This window comes from Streptomyces sp. NBC_01235, from assembly GCF_035989285.1.
GTDB lineage: Bacteria > Actinomycetota > Actinomycetes > Streptomycetales > Streptomycetaceae > Streptomyces.
Window position 1 is genome coordinate 6,264,934 of record NZ_CP108513.1, and the last position, 16,702, is coordinate 6,281,635.

Annotated in this window: 15 protein-coding genes; 10 read left to right on the forward strand and 5 right to left on the reverse strand. The window is 71.0% G+C overall.

Features of this window, described 5'->3' with window-relative positions:
• Window positions 1-10 precede the first annotated feature (10 nt).
• Both OG289_RS28080 and OG289_RS28085 read left to right on the forward strand, forming a co-directional pair.
• Complete coding sequence (locus OG289_RS28080; RefSeq protein ID WP_327316823.1) at window positions 11-199, forward strand: hypothetical protein; 189 nt, start codon at window positions 11-13, stop codon at window positions 197-199.
• Between the two features lie 108 nt (window positions 200-307).
• Complete coding sequence (locus OG289_RS28085) at window positions 308-805, forward strand: SgcJ/EcaC family oxidoreductase (RefSeq protein ID WP_327316824.1); 498 nt, start codon at window positions 308-310, stop codon at window positions 803-805.
• Window positions 806-820: 15 nt separating this feature from the next.
• Here the strand turns inward: OG289_RS28085 and OG289_RS28090 are convergent, their stop codons facing one another.
• Together OG289_RS28090 and OG289_RS28095 are read right to left on the reverse strand one after the other, a co-directional pair.
• Complete coding sequence (locus tag OG289_RS28090) at window positions 821-2,173, reverse strand: sensor histidine kinase (RefSeq protein ID WP_327316825.1); 1,353 nt, start codon at window positions 2,171-2,173, stop codon at window positions 821-823.
• Window positions 2,170-2,877 carry a response regulator transcription factor gene (locus tag OG289_RS28095; protein ID WP_327316826.1) on the reverse strand — a complete coding sequence of 236 codons (708 nt, stop codon included), beginning with the start codon at window positions 2,875-2,877 and terminating at the stop codon, window positions 2,170-2,172. The genes OG289_RS28090 and OG289_RS28095 overlap by 4 nt, the downstream gene beginning before the upstream one ends.
• Before the next feature lie 231 nt (window positions 2,878-3,108).
• Here OG289_RS28095 and OG289_RS28100 point away from each other — a divergent pair, with 231 nt between their 5' ends.
• The 4 genes from OG289_RS28100 to OG289_RS28115 all read left to right on the forward strand — a co-directional run bounded on the left by OG289_RS28100 (window position 3,109) and on the right by OG289_RS28115 (window position 7,791).
• A complete protein-coding gene (locus OG289_RS28100; protein ID WP_327316827.1) occupies window positions 3,109-4,401 on the forward strand; it encodes an aspartate kinase in 1,293 nt (430 codons plus the stop codon).
• A complete protein-coding gene (locus OG289_RS28105) occupies window positions 4,401-5,477 on the forward strand; it encodes an aspartate-semialdehyde dehydrogenase (protein ID WP_327316828.1) in 1,077 nt (358 codons plus the stop codon). The genes OG289_RS28100 and OG289_RS28105 overlap by 1 nt, the downstream gene beginning before the upstream one ends.
• A gap of 527 nt (window positions 5,478-6,004) precedes the next feature.
• Entirely contained in the window at window positions 6,005-6,580 is a 576-nt protein-coding gene (locus tag OG289_RS28110; RefSeq protein ID WP_327320821.1) for a SigE family RNA polymerase sigma factor, read from the forward strand.
• Window positions 6,581-6,759: 179 nt separating this feature from the next.
• Entirely contained in the window at window positions 6,760-7,791 is a 1,032-nt protein-coding gene (locus OG289_RS28115; RefSeq protein ID WP_327316829.1) for a hypothetical protein, read from the forward strand.
• Here OG289_RS28115 and OG289_RS28120 read toward each other — a convergent pair.
• Entirely contained in the window at window positions 7,761-8,570 is an 810-nt protein-coding gene (locus OG289_RS28120; RefSeq protein ID WP_327316831.1) for an SURF1 family protein, read from the reverse strand. The two genes, OG289_RS28115 and OG289_RS28120, sit on opposite strands and share 31 nt — an antisense overlap.
• Before the next feature lie 145 nt (window positions 8,571-8,715).
• Between OG289_RS28120 and OG289_RS28125 the strand changes: the two genes are divergently transcribed.
• Entirely contained in the window at window positions 8,716-10,530 is a 1,815-nt protein-coding gene (locus OG289_RS28125) for a S9 family peptidase (protein WP_327316832.1), read from the forward strand.
• Between the two features lie 295 nt (window positions 10,531-10,825).
• Here the strand turns inward: OG289_RS28125 and OG289_RS28130 are convergent, their stop codons facing one another.
• Window positions 10,826-11,374: a DUF1062 domain-containing protein gene (locus OG289_RS28130; protein ID WP_327316833.1), complete on the reverse strand. Its 549-nt coding sequence runs from the start codon at window positions 11,372-11,374 to the stop codon at window positions 10,826-10,828.
• 369 nt (window positions 11,375-11,743) lie between these two features.
• Here OG289_RS28130 and OG289_RS28135 point away from each other — a divergent pair, with 369 nt between their 5' ends.
• The gene (locus OG289_RS28135) at window positions 11,744-12,301 is read left to right on the forward strand and encodes a hypothetical protein (protein ID WP_327316834.1); all 558 of its coding nucleotides are present in this window, start codon (window positions 11,744-11,746) and stop codon (window positions 12,299-12,301) included.
• Window positions 12,302-12,434: 133 nt separating this feature from the next.
• Here the strand turns inward: OG289_RS28135 and OG289_RS28140 are convergent, their stop codons facing one another.
• A complete protein-coding gene (locus tag OG289_RS28140; protein WP_327320822.1) occupies window positions 12,435-14,354 on the reverse strand; it encodes an NAD-binding protein in 1,920 nt (639 codons plus the stop codon).
• Window positions 14,355-14,564: 210 nt separating this feature from the next.
• Between OG289_RS28140 and OG289_RS28145 the strand changes: the two genes are divergently transcribed.
• Together OG289_RS28145 and OG289_RS28150 are read left to right on the forward strand one after the other, a co-directional pair.
• Window positions 14,565-15,611 carry a permease gene (locus OG289_RS28145; protein WP_327316835.1) on the forward strand — a complete coding sequence of 349 codons (1,047 nt, stop codon included), beginning with the start codon at window positions 14,565-14,567 and terminating at the stop codon, window positions 15,609-15,611.
• Window positions 15,608-16,375, forward strand: a complete 768-nt coding sequence (locus OG289_RS28150; RefSeq protein WP_327316836.1) for a TIGR03943 family putative permease subunit — start codon at window positions 15,608-15,610, stop codon at window positions 16,373-16,375. Before OG289_RS28145 ends, OG289_RS28150 begins: the two co-directional genes overlap by 4 nt.
• Window positions 16,376-16,702 lie beyond the last annotated feature (327 nt).

Genomic DNA, 16,702 nt, shown 5'->3' on the forward strand with positions numbered 1-16,702 from the left:
AAGCCCCGTCATGAAGGCCCTGCTCTCCTCCCGCCCCGTCCTGTGGTTCCTCTTCCTCTTCAACCTCGCGGTCGCCGCCGCCGCGCCCTTCGTGGTCGACGGATCGCAGGGCGTGATGACGGCCGTCGGCATGGGCGTCGTCTCCCTCGGGGCCGGCGTCAGCCTCGTCCGTGACCGGGGCAAGCCCGCCCGCTCCTGAAGGTTGGAGAGGTCTTGAACGTCCCCTGTACGACGGCTGCACGGGCGCTAACCGGCCGGACGCGAATCTTGAGTCATCCCAACAGGCACAAGCCGCACAGGAGTTGCGATGACCCGCAAGACCCGCATACGCGCCGCCCTCGTCACCGCCACCGCCCTCGTCGCCGCCGCCACGGCGTTGGCCGGGGTCAGTGCGGCCGGTTCCGAGAAGCCCGCGAAGCCCACCAAGAAGCAGATCGCCGCCCTCTTCGACGGCTGGAACGCCGCGCTGCGGACCGGCGACCCGGAGACGGTGGCCGACCGCTACGCCAAGGACGCGGTCCTGCTGCCCACCCTCTCCAACAAGGTCCGCACGGACCGCGCCGGCATCGTCGACTACATGGAGCACTTCCTCCAGAACAAGCCGGTCGGCAAGAAGATCGAGACGCACATCGACGTCCTCGACAACAACTCCGCCCTCGACTCCGGCGTGTACCAGTTCACCCTCACCGACCACGACACCGGCAAGAAGAGAGTCGTCGAGGCCCGCTACACCTACGAGTACGAGAAGCGCGACGGCAAGTGGAAGATCGTCAACCACCACTCGTCGGCGATGCCCGAGGGCTGAGCCCCGTAGCGACCCTCAGCCCGTGCGCTGCGCCGCCCGCAGGGTGATGCGCACGCACAGCCCGCCCCCGGGAGCGTCCACCAGCGTCACCGTCCCGCCGTCGTCCGTCACCAGCTGTTTGACGACGGCGAGGCCGAGACCGGAACCGGAGCGCCCGGTGAGGCCCTGACCGCGCCAGAAGCGGTCGAAGGCGCGGGACTTCTCCGCGTCCGACATGCCCGGTCCCTCGTCGAGGACCGACAGCACCACCCAGTCGCCCTTCCACTCCGTCCGGACGGTGATCGCCCCGCCGTCCGGTGACACCTCCAGGGCGTTCGAGAGCACGTTGTCCAGCACCTGGTCCAGATGACCGGGGCTGGCCAGCACAGACGGCCGGTCGCCGACACCACTCCCCCTGAGCGCGATGGTGACTCCGCGCTCGTCGGCGGCCGGTCTCCACACCGTCAGTCGTTCGGCCACGATGTCCGTCAGGGACAGTGGCTCGGCGGCCGTCACCTTCGCCTCGGCCCGCGCCAGCACCAGCAGGCCGTTCACGAGCCGGCTCATGCGGACCACCTCCGCCGTGGCCTGCTCCACGTCCTCCCGCACGAACTCGTCGTCCACCCCGTCCGCGATGTTGTCCAGCGACAGGCGCAACGCCGTGAGCGGCGTGCGGAGCTGGTGCGAGGCGTCGGCCACGAAGATGCGCTGCGAGGCGACCAGCGTGTCCAGGCGTTCCGCGCCCTGGTTGAGGGTGCGCGCCAGCGTCTGGGTCTCCGGCGGACCCGTCACCGGGGAGCGTGCGGTGAGGTCTCCGTCGCTGAACTTGCTGGCCATGCCGTTGAGTTCGCGCAGGGGAGCGGTGATGCGGCGGGCGGCGAACGCGCCGATCGCGGCCGCCGCGGCCAGCACGAGCACGGCCAGTCCCGCCCGGAAACCCCAGATGCTCCACAACCGCTTGGTCATGTCCGAGGTCGAGTAGACGATCCGTACGGCCGACGTCCCCTGGGCGGGCACGGTGACCGTCAGATGCTTGCCCCAGATGAAGTCCGAGCCCCAGTCGGTCGTCGGGTGGTTCCCCTTCACGGCGCGGGTCAGCGCCGCGTCCGCGGCGGGCTTCGGCAGGTCCGGGGCGCAGCTGCTGGTGGGGGTCACCTGGACGTCGCCGGGGGTCTCACGGCCGTACGCCTTGGCCACCTCGGTCAGGGCCTCGCACGAGATGCGATCGCCGTTGCCCAGCAGCAGCGCCATGGTGTCGGCCTCGCGCAGGACGGAGAGTTCGGTGTCGTCCCGCAGCTGCTTCGTGAGCGTGAAGGCCACCGGCACCGTGAACAGCAGGATGGCGACCGCGACGAGCAGGATGTAACTGCGGATGAGCTGGCGGTTCATGCGGACCCGGCGCCCTTGACGATCTCCGGGTCCTTGACGATCTCCAGGCGGAAGCCGACGCCCCGGACCGCCTCGATGGTGACGACCCCGGCGAACTTCCGCCGCAGCGCCGCCACGTGAACGTCCAGCGTCTTCGTCGGCCCGAACCAGTTCGCGTCCCAGACCGCTTCCATGATCTGCTCGCGCGACATCAGCGCGCCCGGCTCCTCGGTGAGGAAGGAGAGCAGGTCGTACTCCTTGGGCGCGAGGGTGACCTCCTCGCCGTCCACACGGACGCGGGCCGCCTTGCGGTCGACGGTGAGGCGGGTGCCGTACCGGTCGGCGCCGCTCTCGGGGGCGGCGGCCGTGCGCGGCTGGACGCGCCGCATCACCGCCCGTATCCGCGCGATGACCTCACGCACCCCGAACGGCTTGGACACGTAGTCGTCGGCGCCCAGCTCCAGGCCGACCACCCGGTCCGTCTCGTCGCTGCGGGCGCTGATCACGATGATCGGCACGTCACCGCGCTCACGCAGGGCCTTGCAGACGTCGAGGCCGTCGGTGTCGGGCAGGCCGAGGTCCAGGAGCACGACGTCGTAGGGGTCGGAGTGGGCGAGGGCCGCGGCGCCCGTGGCGACCCAGTCGACCTTGAAGCCGTAGCGCTTCAGTCCGCGCCGCAGCGACTCGGCGACCGGTTCGTCGTCTTCCACCAGGAGTACGTGCACAGCCGCACGATAGTGCTTGAAACTTAATTCACAGCTATCACTTCGGCGTCAGTGGGCAGGGAGGTTCTGTGACGCGTGTCCGGAACCCCTTCCGACACCTCCCGCGAGCCTCACCGAGCGAGTCTCACCATGCGGGAACCGGGAGGCGGATTTCGGGCGCTCGTTAGACTGAGCCGACCCGCAGTACAAGGGCGTATGTGCGGAAACGAACAAACTGAGCGAGGAGCGCACGTGGGCCTTGTCGTGCAGAAGTACGGAGGCTCCTCCGTAGCCGATGCCGAGGGCATCAAGCGCGTCGCCAAGCGGATCGTGGAAGCGAAGAAGAACGGCCACCAGGTGGTCGTCGTCGTTTCCGCGATGGGCGACACGACGGACGAGCTGATCGATCTCGCCGAGCAGGTATCTCCGATGCCCAGCGGACGAGAGTTCGACATGCTGCTGACCGCCGGAGAGCGGATCTCCATGGCACTGCTGGCCATGGCGATCAAAAACCTGGGCCACAGCGCCCAGAGCTTCACCGGCAGCCAGGCAGGCGTCATCACCGACTCGGTCCACAACAAAGCGCGGATCATCGACGTCACGCCGGGCCGCATCCGGACCGCGCTGGACGAGGGCAACATCGCCATCGTCGCCGGGTTCCAGGGTGTCAGCCAGGACAAGAAGGACATCACCACGCTGGGGCGCGGCGGGTCCGACACCACGGCCGTCGCCCTCGCCGCCGCGCTGGACGCCGAGGTCTGCGAGATCTACACCGACGTCGACGGCGTGTTCACCGCCGACCCGCGCGTGGTGAAGAAGGCGCGGAAGATCGACTGGATCGCCTTCGAGGACATGCTGGAGCTCGCGGCCTCCGGCTCCAAGGTGCTGCTCCACCGCTGTGTGGAGTACGCCCGCCGCTACAACATCCCGATCCACGTCCGCTCGTCCTTCAGCGGACTCCAGGGCACGTGGGTCAGCAGTGAGCCACTCGTTCAAAAGACACAGCAGCAAGGGGACAAGCCGGTGGAGCAGGCCATCATCTCCGGTGTCGCGCACGACACCTCCGAGGCCAAGGTCACGGTCGTCGGTGTGCCGGACAAGCCGGGCGAGGCCGCCGCGATCTTCCGCACGATCTCCGACGCCGAGATCAACATCGACATGATCGTGCAGAACGTGTCGGCCGCGTCGACCGGCCTGACCGACATCTCCTTCACCCTCCCCAAGGCCGAGGGCCGCAAGGCCATCGACGCCCTGGAGAAGAACAAGTCCGGCATCGGCTTCGACTCGCTGCGCTACGACGACCAGATCGGCAAGATCTCCCTGGTCGGCGCCGGGATGAAGACCAACCCGGGCGTCACGGCCGACTTCTTCAAGGCCCTGGCCGACGCGGGCGTGAACATCGAGCTCATCTCGACCTCCGAGATCCGTATCTCGGTCGTGACGCGCGCCGACGACGTCAACGAGGCCGTGCGCGCCGTGCACACCGCCTTCGGGCTCGACTCCGACAGCGACGAAGCCGTCGTCTACGGAGGCACCGGCCGCTGATGGCCGTCCAGCATGTGACGTCCGCCCGCAGGCGGCCGACGCTCGCGGTCGTGGGGGCGACCGGAGCCGTCGGCACCGTCATGCGCCAGATCCTGTCCCAGCGGGCGGACGTCTGGGGCGAGATCAGACTCGTCGCCTCCCCGCGCTCGGCCGGCCGCAAGCTGGCCGTGCGCGGCGCGGAGATCGAGGTGCTGGCCCTGTCGGAGGAGGTCTTCGACGGGGTCGACGTCGCCATGTTCGACGTCCCCGACGAGGTCGCCGCGCACTGGGCACCGATCGCCGCCGCCAAGGGCGTGGTCGTGGTGGACAACTCCGCCGCCTTCCGGATGGACCCGGACGTGCCGCTGGTCGTCCCCGAGGTCAATCCGCACGCGGTGCGGACCCGGCCGCGCGGGATCGTCGCCAACCCCAACTGCACGACCCTGTCGATGATCGTCGCCCTGGGCGCGCTGCACGCCGAGTACGGGCTGCGCGAGCTGGTCGTGTCCTCCTACCAGGCGGTGAGCGGGGCCGGGTGGGCCGGGGTCGAGACACTGCGGCAGCAGATGTCGCTGGTCGCCGGCACCGAGCTGGGCACCAGCCCCGGTGACGTGCGGCGGGCCGTCGGTGACAACACCGGGCCGTTCCCGGAGCCGGTCGCGCTGAACGTCGTCCCGTGGGCCGGGTCGCTGCGCGAGGACGGCTGGTCGTCGGAGGAGATGAAGGTGCGGGACGAGTCCCGCAAGATCCTCGGGCTGCCGAAGCTGCCGGTGGCCGTGACCTGCGTGCGCGTCCCCGTCGTCACCACGCACTCCCTCACCGTCCACGCCCGCTTCCAGGACGAGGTCACCGTCGACGGCGCCCGCGAGATCATCGCGACGGCCCCCGGTGTCGTCCTCTTCGACAACCCGGCGGCGGGGGAGTTCCCCACGCCCGCCGACGTGGTCGGCACCGACCCGACCTGGGTGGGCCGGGTGCGGCGGGCCCTCGACGACCCGACGGCGCTCGAACTGTTCGTGTGCGGGGACAACCTGCGCAAGGGGGCCGCGCTGAACACCGCGCAGATCGCGGAGTTGGTGGCGGCCGAGCTGATGTGACGGGCTGATGTGACGGCTGGGGCTCGCACTCCGCTGGGATCAGAGGTGAGCACAGACGCGCGCGCAGAGGTGAGCACGGATGCGGGCACGGATGCGGGCACAGATGCGGGCAATGTGAGCCGGTCGATGGTCCGGACCACTTGTATTGGACACCTTTGCCGTCCGAATATTCACTGAGAAGATTTTCCTCCCCGTTCTCCGCAACCGTGCGGAGGGCGGGGAGCGTCTTTGGGGTCACCCTTCGGGGTGCGCAGATGTGTGAACGATCACAGCGTATGGGGACGCGGTGATCTGGGCGTGGGGACGCCCGTTCGTATGGGATACAGGGGAAGAGCGGGACACATGAGACGGGTGCGCGTGGCCTTGGCCGACGCAAAAGTGACGCCGGACGCGTACAACCCCCACGGGGGGAAGAGTGTCCAACTGGCGTGGCAGAGGTACTCGAACTCCCAGTGGCGCCCCGCGGCGCGGCTCTCCGGCCGCCGCGCGGCACCCTCCGACCCCGCATGTCCGGCGCGCCCGGCGGCATGCCGGTGATCGCGCCCATGCCCGCAGCGCGGCCCGCCCGCGTACCCAGCCAGCGTGACGGCGTCGAAGAGATCGTGGCGGCCGGTACCACCGTCGACCACCTCACCGAGACCTACCGGGCGCACTACCGCTCGCTGCTCGGTCTCGCCGCCCTCCTCCTCGACGACACCGCCTCCTGCGAGGACGTCGTCCAGGAGGCCTTCATCCGCGTCCACTCCGCGCGCAAGCGCGTCCGCGACCCGGAGAAGACCCTCGCCTACCTCCGTCAGACGGTCGTCAACCTCTCCCGTTCCGCCCTGCGCCGCCGCATCCTCGGCCTGAAGCTGCTCTCCAAGCCGATGCCGGACATGGCCAGCGCGGAGGAGGGCGCCTACGACCAGCTGGAGCGCGACTCGCTCATCAAGGCGATGAAGGGCCTCCAGCGCCGTCAGCGCGAGGTCCTCGTGCTGCGCTACTTCGCGGACATGACCGAGGCCCAGGTCGCCGAGACCCTCGGCGTCTCCCTCGGCTCGGTCAAGGCGTACGGCTCGCGCGGCATCGCTGCTTTGCGCATAGCCATGGAGGCTCCGGCGTGAGCAGGGAGGCCGAAGGGCGGGGCCCCCACGAGAGCCACAACGGTCACGACCGTCACGGGGACCACGACAGCCACGAGCCGATGACCTCGTCGGGTCCGCAGGGCCCACCGGGCCCGTCGACCCCGCCGCACTCGTCGGGCACACAAGAGCCGAAGCAATCGCACGCTGGGAACTCAACCGTGAACCACCACCTCGACGACCAGGGCCCCGACGGGCTCGACTCGGACGAGCTGGCACTGCGCCGGATGCTGCACGACGCCGTCCAGGAGATGGAGCCGCGTGACGGCACCCTGGACCACCTGCGGCGAGCCGTCCCCGTCCGCCGGGCCCGCAAGCGGCAGGCAGCCGTCGGCATGGCGGCCGCGGCCCTCTTCCTCGGCACCGCCGTCCCGGCCGTGCTGCACGTCTCGGCCGCGGGCAGCTCCGATGCCAACCCTTCCATCGCCGGCCAGGCCTCACAGGCGCAGGGAGGCGCGGATCAGGGCAAGAACCCCGACGGCGGCTCCTCGGGCAGGGTCGGCGACTCCTCCGGCAAGACCGATGAGCTGGGCAAGGGCGGCGCCACCGACTCCGGCCAGGGCAAGGAGTCCGCGGGCGGCACCGCCTCCAGCGGCAGCGGCCCCACCGCCGGTCCGCTGATGAGCGCGGCCGCCTGCGGGCCGTCCCAGCTCGAGGCCGGCACCCCCGCCGTCGACGTCCCCGACGCGGCAGGCATCGTCTACGGCACCTTCCGCGTCACGAACTCCTCCAGCGCCGCCTGTGTCGTCGGCGGCGCCGTCTCCGTGACGTTCGACGCGCAGGGCGCAGCGGACGCCACGAAGATCACCGTGGTCGAGCACACCTCCGGGGACGCGGCGGCCGGCCTGCCCGACCCCTCCCTCTACGTCACCCAGCACACCCTCGCCCCCGGCTCCGCCTACGAGGTGAAGTTCGCCTGGGCGCCCTCCGCGACCTGCCCCACCACGGGCAGCACCAGCGGCGGCGACAGCGGCGGTACGGCATCCCCGTCGCCGACCCCGACCGAGCCGTCGACCACGACCGGCGAGACCACCTCCGGCACCTCGGCCCAGCTGCTCACCGCGGACGGCACGGCCGACGGCAGTGTCGTCGTGTCGTACACGGCCGAGGGCGGCTCGCCGACGGCCAAGGCGACGGTGTCGAACGCGTGCTCCGGGACGATCTACCGGACGGGCGTGCTGGCCTCCTCGTGAACCGCCGACCCGGCGGCCTCCTCGGGGACGATCCCGAGCTCCGCGTCCCGCGCGAACTCCACCTCGCGGCGCAGCAGCCGGAACCACATGAACACCACGAACCCGGCGAAGACGAACCACTCGCCCGTGTAGCCCAGGTTCTGGAACGCCTTCAGGTCGAGCCCCGTGTCGGCCGCCGCCTTCGCGGGCACCGCCGTCATCCCCGGGTCTGCGGTGTCGAGGGTGACCCAGGCGTCGTAGAGGTCGTACGGCACGAGGTTGACGAGCGACGCCGCGCTGATCGCCGCGGTCTGCCCGGCCGGCAGACCGCCCCGGGCGCTCACTCCGTTGTCGCCGGGCTGCTCGGAGGCCTGGAGCGCGCCGGTCACGGTGACCTCGCCGGCGGGCGGCGCCGGGACCTTCGCGGAGTCGGCGCCGCCCGGCAGCCAGCCGCGTACGACGGGCAGCGCCTTGCCGCCGTCGGTCCGCAGCAGGGTCAGCACATAGAACCCGTTCTTCCCGTCGAGTTCCCGATCGGGCACCAGCAACTGCGTGCCGTAGCGCCCGGTGGCGGTGGCCTGCTTGCCCGAGGTCGCCTTGTCCACGGGCAGCAGCCGGGCCAGCGGCCGCGCGGCCTCCGTACCGGCGGACTCGGCCTGCGCCTTCGCGGCGCGGTGGTCGTCCACCCGCGCCTCGAACCGGCTCAGCTGCCAGGACCCCATGAACACGCAGAAGGGGATGGCCAGCAGCACGAAGACGTTGATCCCCCACCAGCGGGGAGTCAGCAGAAACCGGTACACGCCCTCCACGGTACGGGGCGGGCGCGGGGGACCGGCTGGCGGGGTGAGGCTCGTCGGTGCGCAGTAGGTGCGAAGACGGTGGGAGTTGTCCACAGGCTGGGGGCTGTGGAGGTCGATTGTCGTCGCGGACGGGCAGTATGGGGTCATGACTGAGAGCAACGGGTCCGCCGCACCGGAGCGGTACGAAGAGATGCCGGACTGGGAGAAGCGTTTCCGGGCGCCCCGGGTGTCGCTGCCCGACTGGGCGGAGGACGCGCCCGACCACTCCCTGTTCGTGTCCAACGCGACGGGGACGTACGAGCTGTACGCCTGGGACCGGTCCACGGGCGACCAGCGTCAGGTGACGCACCGGGCGAACGGCACGACGGACGGCGTGCTCTCCCCGGACGGCGCGTGGATCTGGTGGTTCGACGACAAGGACGGCGACGAGTTCGGCGTCTGGCGCCGCCAGCCGTTCAAGGGCGGCGAGGACGAACCGGCGACCCCGGGCCTGGACCCTTCCTACCCTGCGGGTCTGGCGCTGAGCAGGGACGGCCGTACGGCGGTGGTCGGCCGCTCGACGGACGAGGACGGCACGACGATCCACGTGACGCGGGCCGGCGAGCCCCCCTTCGAGCTGTACCGCCACAGAGAGTCTGCGGGCGTGGGCGACCTGTCCCACGACGGCACCCTGATCGCGATCGAACACACCGAGCACGGCGACGCGATGCACTCCGCGCTGCGCGTCCTGCGCCCGGACGGCACGACGGTCGCCGACCTGGACGACACCCGCGGCGGCACCGAGGAGCTGGGCCTGGAGGTGCTGGGCTTCGCCCCGGTCGACGGTGACACGAGGCTGTTGATCGGGCATCAGCGGCGGGGCCGCTGGGAACCGCTGGTCTGGGACGTGGCGACGGGCTCGGAGACGGACCTGGCCCTGGACCTGCCGGGCGACGTCAGCGCCGAGTGGTACCCGGACGGCTCGGGCCTGCTCGTCGTGCACAGCTTCGAGGCCCGCAGCGAGCTGTTCCGCTACGACCTCGCCGACGGCGAGCTCGTGAAGGTGGCGACCCCCGCGGGCACGGTGTCCGGGGCGACGGCCCGCCCGGACGGCAGCGTGGAGTACCTGTGGTCGTCCGCGGCCCAGCCGCCGGCGGTCCGCTCCACGACCGGCGAGGTGGTGCTCGACCCGCCCGGCCTGAAGTCCCCCGGCTCGGTCCCCGTGGAGGACGTGTGGGTGGACGGCCCCGGAGGCCGCATCCATGCCCTGGTGCAGAGGCCGCAGGGCGTCTCCGGTCCCCTCCCCACCGTCTTCGACATCCACGGCGGCCCGACCTGGCACGACAGCGACTCCTTCGCGGCGGCCCCGGCGGCCTGGGTGGATCACGGCTACGCGGTCGTCCGCGTCAACTACCGAGGCTCCACGGGCTACGGCCGCGCCTGGACGGACGCCCTGAAGCACCGGGTGGGCCTGATCGAGCTGGAGGACATCGAGGCGGTCCGCGAATGGGCCGTCTCGTCCGGGCTGTCGGACCCCGCCCGCCTGATCCTCACCGGCGGCTCCTGGGGCGGCTACCTCACCCTCCTCGGCATCGGCATCCAGCCCGACGCATGGACCCTGGGCATCGCGGCCGTCCCCGTCGCCGACTACGTCACGGCCTACCACGACGAGATGGAGGCCCTGAAGGCGATGGACCGCACCCTGCTGGGCGGCACCCCGGAGGAGGTCCCCGACCGCTTCGAGACCTCGTCCCCCCTGACCTACGTCGACAAGGTCCGGGCCCCCGTCTACATCTCGGCCGGCGTGAACGACCCCCGCTGTCCCATCCGCCAGATCGACAACTACGTCAAGCGCCTGGAGGCGAGGGGAGCGGTCCACGAGGTCTACCGCTACGACGCGGGCCACGGCTCCCTGGTGGTGGACGAACGCATCAAGCAGGTACGCCTGGAACTGGAGTTCGCGGAGAGGCACTTGGGGTAGGCGGGCGGTTCTTCGAGTGAACGGGCGGGGCCGCGCTTGGCGATCGATAGCGATGGCTGGTCCGAACGCCTCGCCCGCGGCGTTGACGCGAACTGGTCGTTGCCCGAGGTGCCATGCGTCTCGCCGCCGCGGCCATCGACGGCCAGGCATGGGTCGAGCAGTACGTCTGACCAGAACCAGAACCAGAACCAGAACCGCTGGAATTCCAGCTTCGTCACTGCCGGCGGACGATCAAGGCCGGTCCAGGGCCTGTCCGGCGGATCCTGCCGGACAGGCCCCTGGTTCCGAGGAGGGCTCAGTGCTTGAGCGTGAAGGTGAAGTCGCCGGAGAGCTTGCCGCTCAGCCGGACCGCCGAAACGAGTTTGCCCTCCGTGATCAGTCTCTCGACCTCGGCCCGCGAAAGACCGCAACCCTCAGCGATCAGTCGCACCGGACGGACAGGGATGCGCGCCGCGAAGCGGACCGAGACGTCGATCACCTCGCGGTCCAGGTGATCCGATCCGCCGGTGTCGAGGCGCCAGGCGTTGTCCCAGTCCAGGGCGATGCGATTACGGCGCCGCACGACCGGATCCTGGAGCAGCTCAGCTGCCAGGCCAGGGTCGTTGTCGTGCATGCGGTCCAGCAGCTCGGGTCGTACGGAGCGCACGTTCATCCGCTCCAGGACCGTGAGCTTCGCCGTGTCCCCGCAAGCGGTGCAGAGCACGAGGAGCCAGGCGTCGAGGAGCTTGTGGTTGGCGTTGACGCGAAATTTTCCGTTGGCCAGGAAGCGTTCGGACGCGCACGCGTGGCAACGGCGGCGAACGGTCGGCAGGCAGGTGGGCATGACCACCCAGATGTTGAGCACAGAAGTACACCGGTTTCAGTGTGAGAAATCCGCAGCAAAAAGCAGCGCGGCGCAGATGCGCGACGCGCGACCAATCAGCTCTCAGGAGGTCTCACACGGTGTACAACGGCACGTCCTTGCCCAGACGACTTGGTTCGGCAGCACGGTAGTGGCGCACAGCGGCGCTGTTCCACCGATTTTTCGAGCGCCTCACACGGCCAGTGGCGACCGGCAAGGCCGCGTCGATCCGTCCGGTCCTGTCCCTGCATGAGCATGCCGGTGGTGGCAGACTGCGTGGACTGAGCGACGGGGGCACCGGTGAGTAAGAAGCATGTGCGGAAAATGCTGCGGAAGATGGCAGGCGGGGAGCCCGTTCAGATCGTCATCTCCATGACGACATGGAAGGGACTCGCCCGACTCGCCTTCATCGCCGAGCAGTTCGGGTACACGTACGCGGACCTGCAGATGACCGGCGACAACAAGTTCGCGCTGTTCATCGTGCCCGACCTCAGCCCGCAGGGCCGACAGCGCGCTGCGCAGAACCGTGCGCGGTACCCCGACGCGAGCGACGGTGTCGCGCTGCCGCCCGACGTGCCCGACGCGATCGATCTCCTCAAGGCCCGCATGGTGGTCGACAGCGGCAGTCAGCACACCGACAAGCTGCGGATGGGGATGCTGGTCTTCTTCCTCACCACGTCCGCCGCGGCCATCGGATTCAGGCTCCGCGCGGACACCGCCGCAGCCGTCATCGTCGTCATCGTCTGGGCCGCGCTCATGGCCCTGCTGCCCGTCCTGCTCGCCTACAGCCGACGTTACAGAGCCAAGTACACCAGCCAGTTGCGGGCCGCCGGGTTCACGCCGGTGACCGACCGGAACGGGCGGCTGCGGTATGTGCCGCCGGGCGGGCAGCTTCCCGGACACGGCAATCCGTTCGCCGGAGGAGCGTAGTGGCTCCGGCCACCGCTGGAGAACGGGACGCGTCGACAGGCGGTACTCATCAAGGGGCGGCGCGGGCCATGAGGCGGGGGCCATGAAGCGCCGACCCAGCCTTACGCCCCTGCAGCCTTACGCCCCCGCCGCCTTACGCCCCCGCAGCCCTACGCCCCCGTCGTCGCAGCAGCTCCGCCAGCCCCCGTCGAGTAGCCGCCAGCACCACCCGGTCCTCGCTCTTCAGGACACGTGTGTCGGACAGGTCCCACACCAGGCCGGAGCCGCCCTGGCCTTCGCGCCCGGTGTCCAGGGCCAGCACCCGCCAGTAGCCCGCCCGGAACGCCTCGCCGACCGTCTTGCCCTCCAGTTGTGCGTGCCCGCCGACGTCCAGGGCGGCGAAGAGCAGCACCCGCCGTTCCACCGGGATCGCTCCCAGGATCTGGCGGCCCATCATCGCCCCGGCGAACGACGGGGCCGACAGGTGCGACACGCTGCGGCTGCGGGTCAGTGCCTGGGGGTGCGCGGCGCGCAGGGTGCGGTAGACGGCGGTCGCGAAGTCGTCGTCGTACAGGCGGAGTACCACGCGGAGATCGGGGCGCAGGGACCGGGCGTACAGCGCGGCCTCCAGGTTCGTCGTGTCGCTGCTGGTCACCGCGAGCAGCGCGTGCGCGCGGTGGATCTTCGCGGCCTCCAGGACGCCCTCCTGCGTGACGTCGCCCAGGACGACCGGCACCCGTAGCCGCCGGGCCACCGCGAGTCCGCGTGCCTCGGGTCCCGCCTCGACGCACACCACGGGGATGTTCAGCTCGCGCAGGCGGATCAGTACCCGGGTGCCGATCTTTCCCAGGCCGAGGAGTACGACGTGGCCGCCCAGGCCGCGGGGCGGCCGGCGGAGCGCCCCCGCCCCGCGGAACGTCCCGAGCGCCTCCAGAACCGCCGCCAGCAGCACCGGCAGCAGCAGCAACCCGACCAGCCCGGAGAGGAGTTGGAGGACCTGCCGCTCGGTGGTCGAGCCGATCGCCGGGTCGTTGATGGAGAAGAGGTCCAGCAGGGTCAGATACAGCGCGCCAAGCGGATGGATCCCGGTCGCCAGCCACAACGCCACCGCCAGCGCGAACACGCACCCGACAAGACCGGCCAGCGACCATCTCAGCCGCCGCGAGAACAGCGAGGCGAACGGCGCCACCACCCCGACCCCCCGCCCCGACGGCAACGCGGGCCCGGCGGAGTACGCGACCTGCTCCAGGACGACCGACCCGCGCCGGCCGGACGCGGCCGCCTCCCGCACCGCCGCCGCGTCGGGCAGCAGCAGCGGCCCCTGCTCGCCGCTGGTCTCGGAACCGTCCGCGAAGGCCGGGTCGTTGCCGTTCGCCGACAGCAGCGCGAGCGTGGGCAGGCCCGGCGGGTCGGACTCCCCGGGCCCGGCCGGCGGCCGTTCGACGGCGCGCAGCAGGAGCCCGTTGGTCTGGACGACCTTGGTGGTGCCGGCGACGGCGGTCGCGGCGAGCGCGGGAGCGGCGGTGTCGGCGTCGGACAGGACGGTGGTGGAGGCGTCGCCCCCGGAATACCCGGAATACCCGGAGTGCCCGGAACCCGGCTCTCCTTCGACGGCCAACGCGGCTGCCTGGTCGAGGAGTTCCTCGATGTGCTGGCCCAACCGCCGGTTGTAGAGCCGCAGGACGAGCCGCAGCCTGGGGTTGAGCCGGCGGGCGGTGAGGGCGGCGCGGATGTTGGTCTCGTCGTCGTCGTACACGAGCGCCAGCGCGGCGGCCCGCTCCACGCCCGCCTCGGCGAGCACCGCCTCGGTGGCCTCGACGGCCTCCAACGTCCGCTGGCCGCCCACGGGTTCGCTCGGGGCGGCGGCCGGTGTGCCGTTGCCCGCCGCCCGGTTGACGGCCGCGCTCACCACGCGGTCGAGCAGCGCCGCCGACACCGCCCGGGCCCGCCCGACGACCGGCGGCCGTACCGTCCGCTCGGCGGGCGGCACGACGAGTGTGACCTGTTCCTCGTACACGCCCCGCAGCTCGGCGGCGAGCCGGTGCGCGAGACCGTCGTCGCCGCACACCACCATGTGCGCGCCGGCGGCGCCCGGCGGCGGCTGACCCTGATTCGGAACGCTCCCCACGAGGGAGAAGACTGCCTCACCGGTACGGGAGGTTCCACGGACGACATGAACAGACATGAACAACCGGCGCGGAACTCCCGTATGAAAGGGGAGGGAATGCAGGAAACCGACAGCACAGGCAGCAGGGCGAACACGGAAGCGGGAGGCGCGCGACCCGTGGCCATCACCAAAGCGACGGCCGTCACCGAAGCGGCCCCGCCCGTCGAGGGCACGCGCCACGACCGACGGGAGACACCGCCCGCGCCGGACGAGCCCAGGCGGCTGACCTCGCCCCTCGTCCTGACCATGCTGCTGCTCCTGATGGTGCTGCTGCAGAGCCCCGTCCGCCGTGCGCTGTCCGCCCCGGTGATGCAGAGCTGGACGACCGTGTTCGTGGCGGTCGTCGTCCAGGCCCTGCCGTTCCTGGTGCTGGGGGTGCTGCTGTCGGCGGCGATCGCCGTCTACGTGCCACCCTCCTTCTTCGCCCGCGCGCTCCCCTCCCGCCCCGCGCTCGCCGTCCCGGTCGCCGGGGTCGCGGGCGCTGTGCTGCCCGGCTGCGAGTGCGCGTCGGTGCCGGTGGCCGGCGCCCTGGTCCGCCGGGGTGTGACCCCGGCCGCGGCCCTCGCCTTCCTCCTCTCCGCCCCGGCGATCAACCCGATCGTGCTGACGGCGACGGCCGTGGCGTTCCCCCGCAACCCCGAGATGGTGCTGGCCCGTTTCGTGGCCAGCCTGCTCGTGGCGTGCGTGATGGGCTGGTTGTGGCAGCGGCTCGGCCGCACGGACTGGCTGCGCCTGCCGGCCCACGCGCCGCACGAGGGGGAGACGAAGGGCGCGGCGTTCTGGGACTCGGTCCGGCACGACGTGATGCACGCCGGCGGCTTCCTGGTCGTGGGCGCGATGGCGGCGGCGACCCTGAAGGCCGTCGCCCCGCAGGAGTGGCTGCGCACGGCGGCCGACAACCCGCTGCTGGCGGTCCTGACCCTCGCCGTCCTCGCGGTGGTCCTCTCCATCTGCTCGGAGGCGGACGCCTTCGTCGCCGCGTCCCTGACCGAGTTCTCCCTCACGGCCAAGCTGGCCTTCCTGGTGGTCGGCCCGATGATCGACCTCAAGCTGTTCGCGATGCAGGCGGGCACGTTCGGCCGGGGCTTCGCCCTGCGCTTCGCCCCGGCGACGTTCGTGCTGGCCATCGCGTCGGCGGTCCTGACGGGATGGATACTCCTGTGAACCGACAGTCCCAGGCGGCCGTCCTCTTCCTCCTCGGCGCGGCCCTCCTCCACGCCGGCACCACCGACCTCTACCTCCGCTACGTCAAGGCGGGCCTGCAGCCGCTCCTGCTGGCGTCCGGCGCGGTCCTGATCGGGACGGCACTGGCGACGGCGTGGTACGAGCGCAGGAGGACGAAGCACCAGCAGAAGGACGCCGAGGGAGACAAGGGCGTCGAGCGGGCAGAGGGCGCAGTGGACGTGAAGGCCCACGCCCACCCCGAACCCCGCGTCTCCTGGCTCCTGATCCTCCCCCTCCTGGCGCTGATCCTGGTCGCCCCGCCGGCCCTGGGCTCGTACAGCGCGACCCGTACCGGCACGGCGCTGCAGGAGCCCCTCGCCTATCCCGCCCTCCCCGCGACGAACCCGCTCCCGCTCAGCGTCGTCGACTACGCGGGCCGAGCCGTCTACGACCACGGCCGCACCCTCGCCGGCCGCGAGGTCCAGCTCACCGGCTTCGTCGCCCTGGACCACGACGGCACCCCGTACCTGGTCCGCATGGCCCTCAACTGCTGTGCCGCCGATGCCCAGCCGGTCAAGGTCGGCCTGACCGGTGACATCCCCCCGGTCCTCCAGCCGGACGCCTGGCTGACCATCACCGGCACCTACACCCCCCGCACCACCCACGACCCGGTCAACGACGGCCCGATCCCCTTCATCAAGATCACCACCGCCAAGCCGACCGCGACGCCGCGGGACCCTTACGACGAGTCGTGGAACAACTGACCGGATGGCGGACGGGGTGAGTCACCGGTCAGGTCTTTCCCGCCGTCAGAGCCACGTACGCTCGATGCGGTCGTGCCACACCGCGTAGGCGGCCGGCCCGCCTCTGGCGATTGCCGGTGGATCGCGTCACGACGGGCGTGGAGGCGTTCGACCATCTCGATGCTGCGGAGCTGTTGATTGTCGAGGTGGAAGGGCACGGCCCCATGCTCCCGTGACAGCGACCCACCGGCCCCTCGGGAACGAGGCCCCGGTGGGTGAGGAAGACCGACCGTCACCGGTACCCGGTTGACGCGGAACCGGTGGGGCCGTGAGACGTCAACAGCCTGT

Coding starts and splice junctions, on each gene's coding strand:
- OG289_RS28085 (WP_327316824.1), top strand. CDS start 308: ATGACCCGCAAGACCCGCATACGCGCCGCCCTCGTCACCGCCACCGCC.
- OG289_RS28140 (WP_327320822.1), bottom strand. CDS start 14,354: ATGGTGGTGTGCGGCGACGACGGTCTCGCGCACCGGCTCGCCGCCGAG.
- OG289_RS28110 (WP_327320821.1), top strand. CDS start 6,005: ATGCCGGTGATCGCGCCCATGCCCGCAGCGCGGCCCGCCCGCGTACCC.
- OG289_RS28105 (WP_327316828.1), top strand. CDS start 4,401: ATGGCCGTCCAGCATGTGACGTCCGCCCGCAGGCGGCCGACGCTCGCG.
- OG289_RS28135 (WP_327316834.1), top strand. CDS start 11,744: ATGACGACATGGAAGGGACTCGCCCGACTCGCCTTCATCGCCGAGCAG.
- OG289_RS28080 (WP_327316823.1), top strand. CDS start 11: ATGAAGGCCCTGCTCTCCTCCCGCCCCGTCCTGTGGTTCCTCTTCCTC.
- OG289_RS28125 (WP_327316832.1), top strand. CDS start 8,716: ATGACTGAGAGCAACGGGTCCGCCGCACCGGAGCGGTACGAAGAGATG.
- OG289_RS28090 (WP_327316825.1), bottom strand. CDS start 2,173: ATGAACCGCCAGCTCATCCGCAGTTACATCCTGCTCGTCGCGGTCGCC.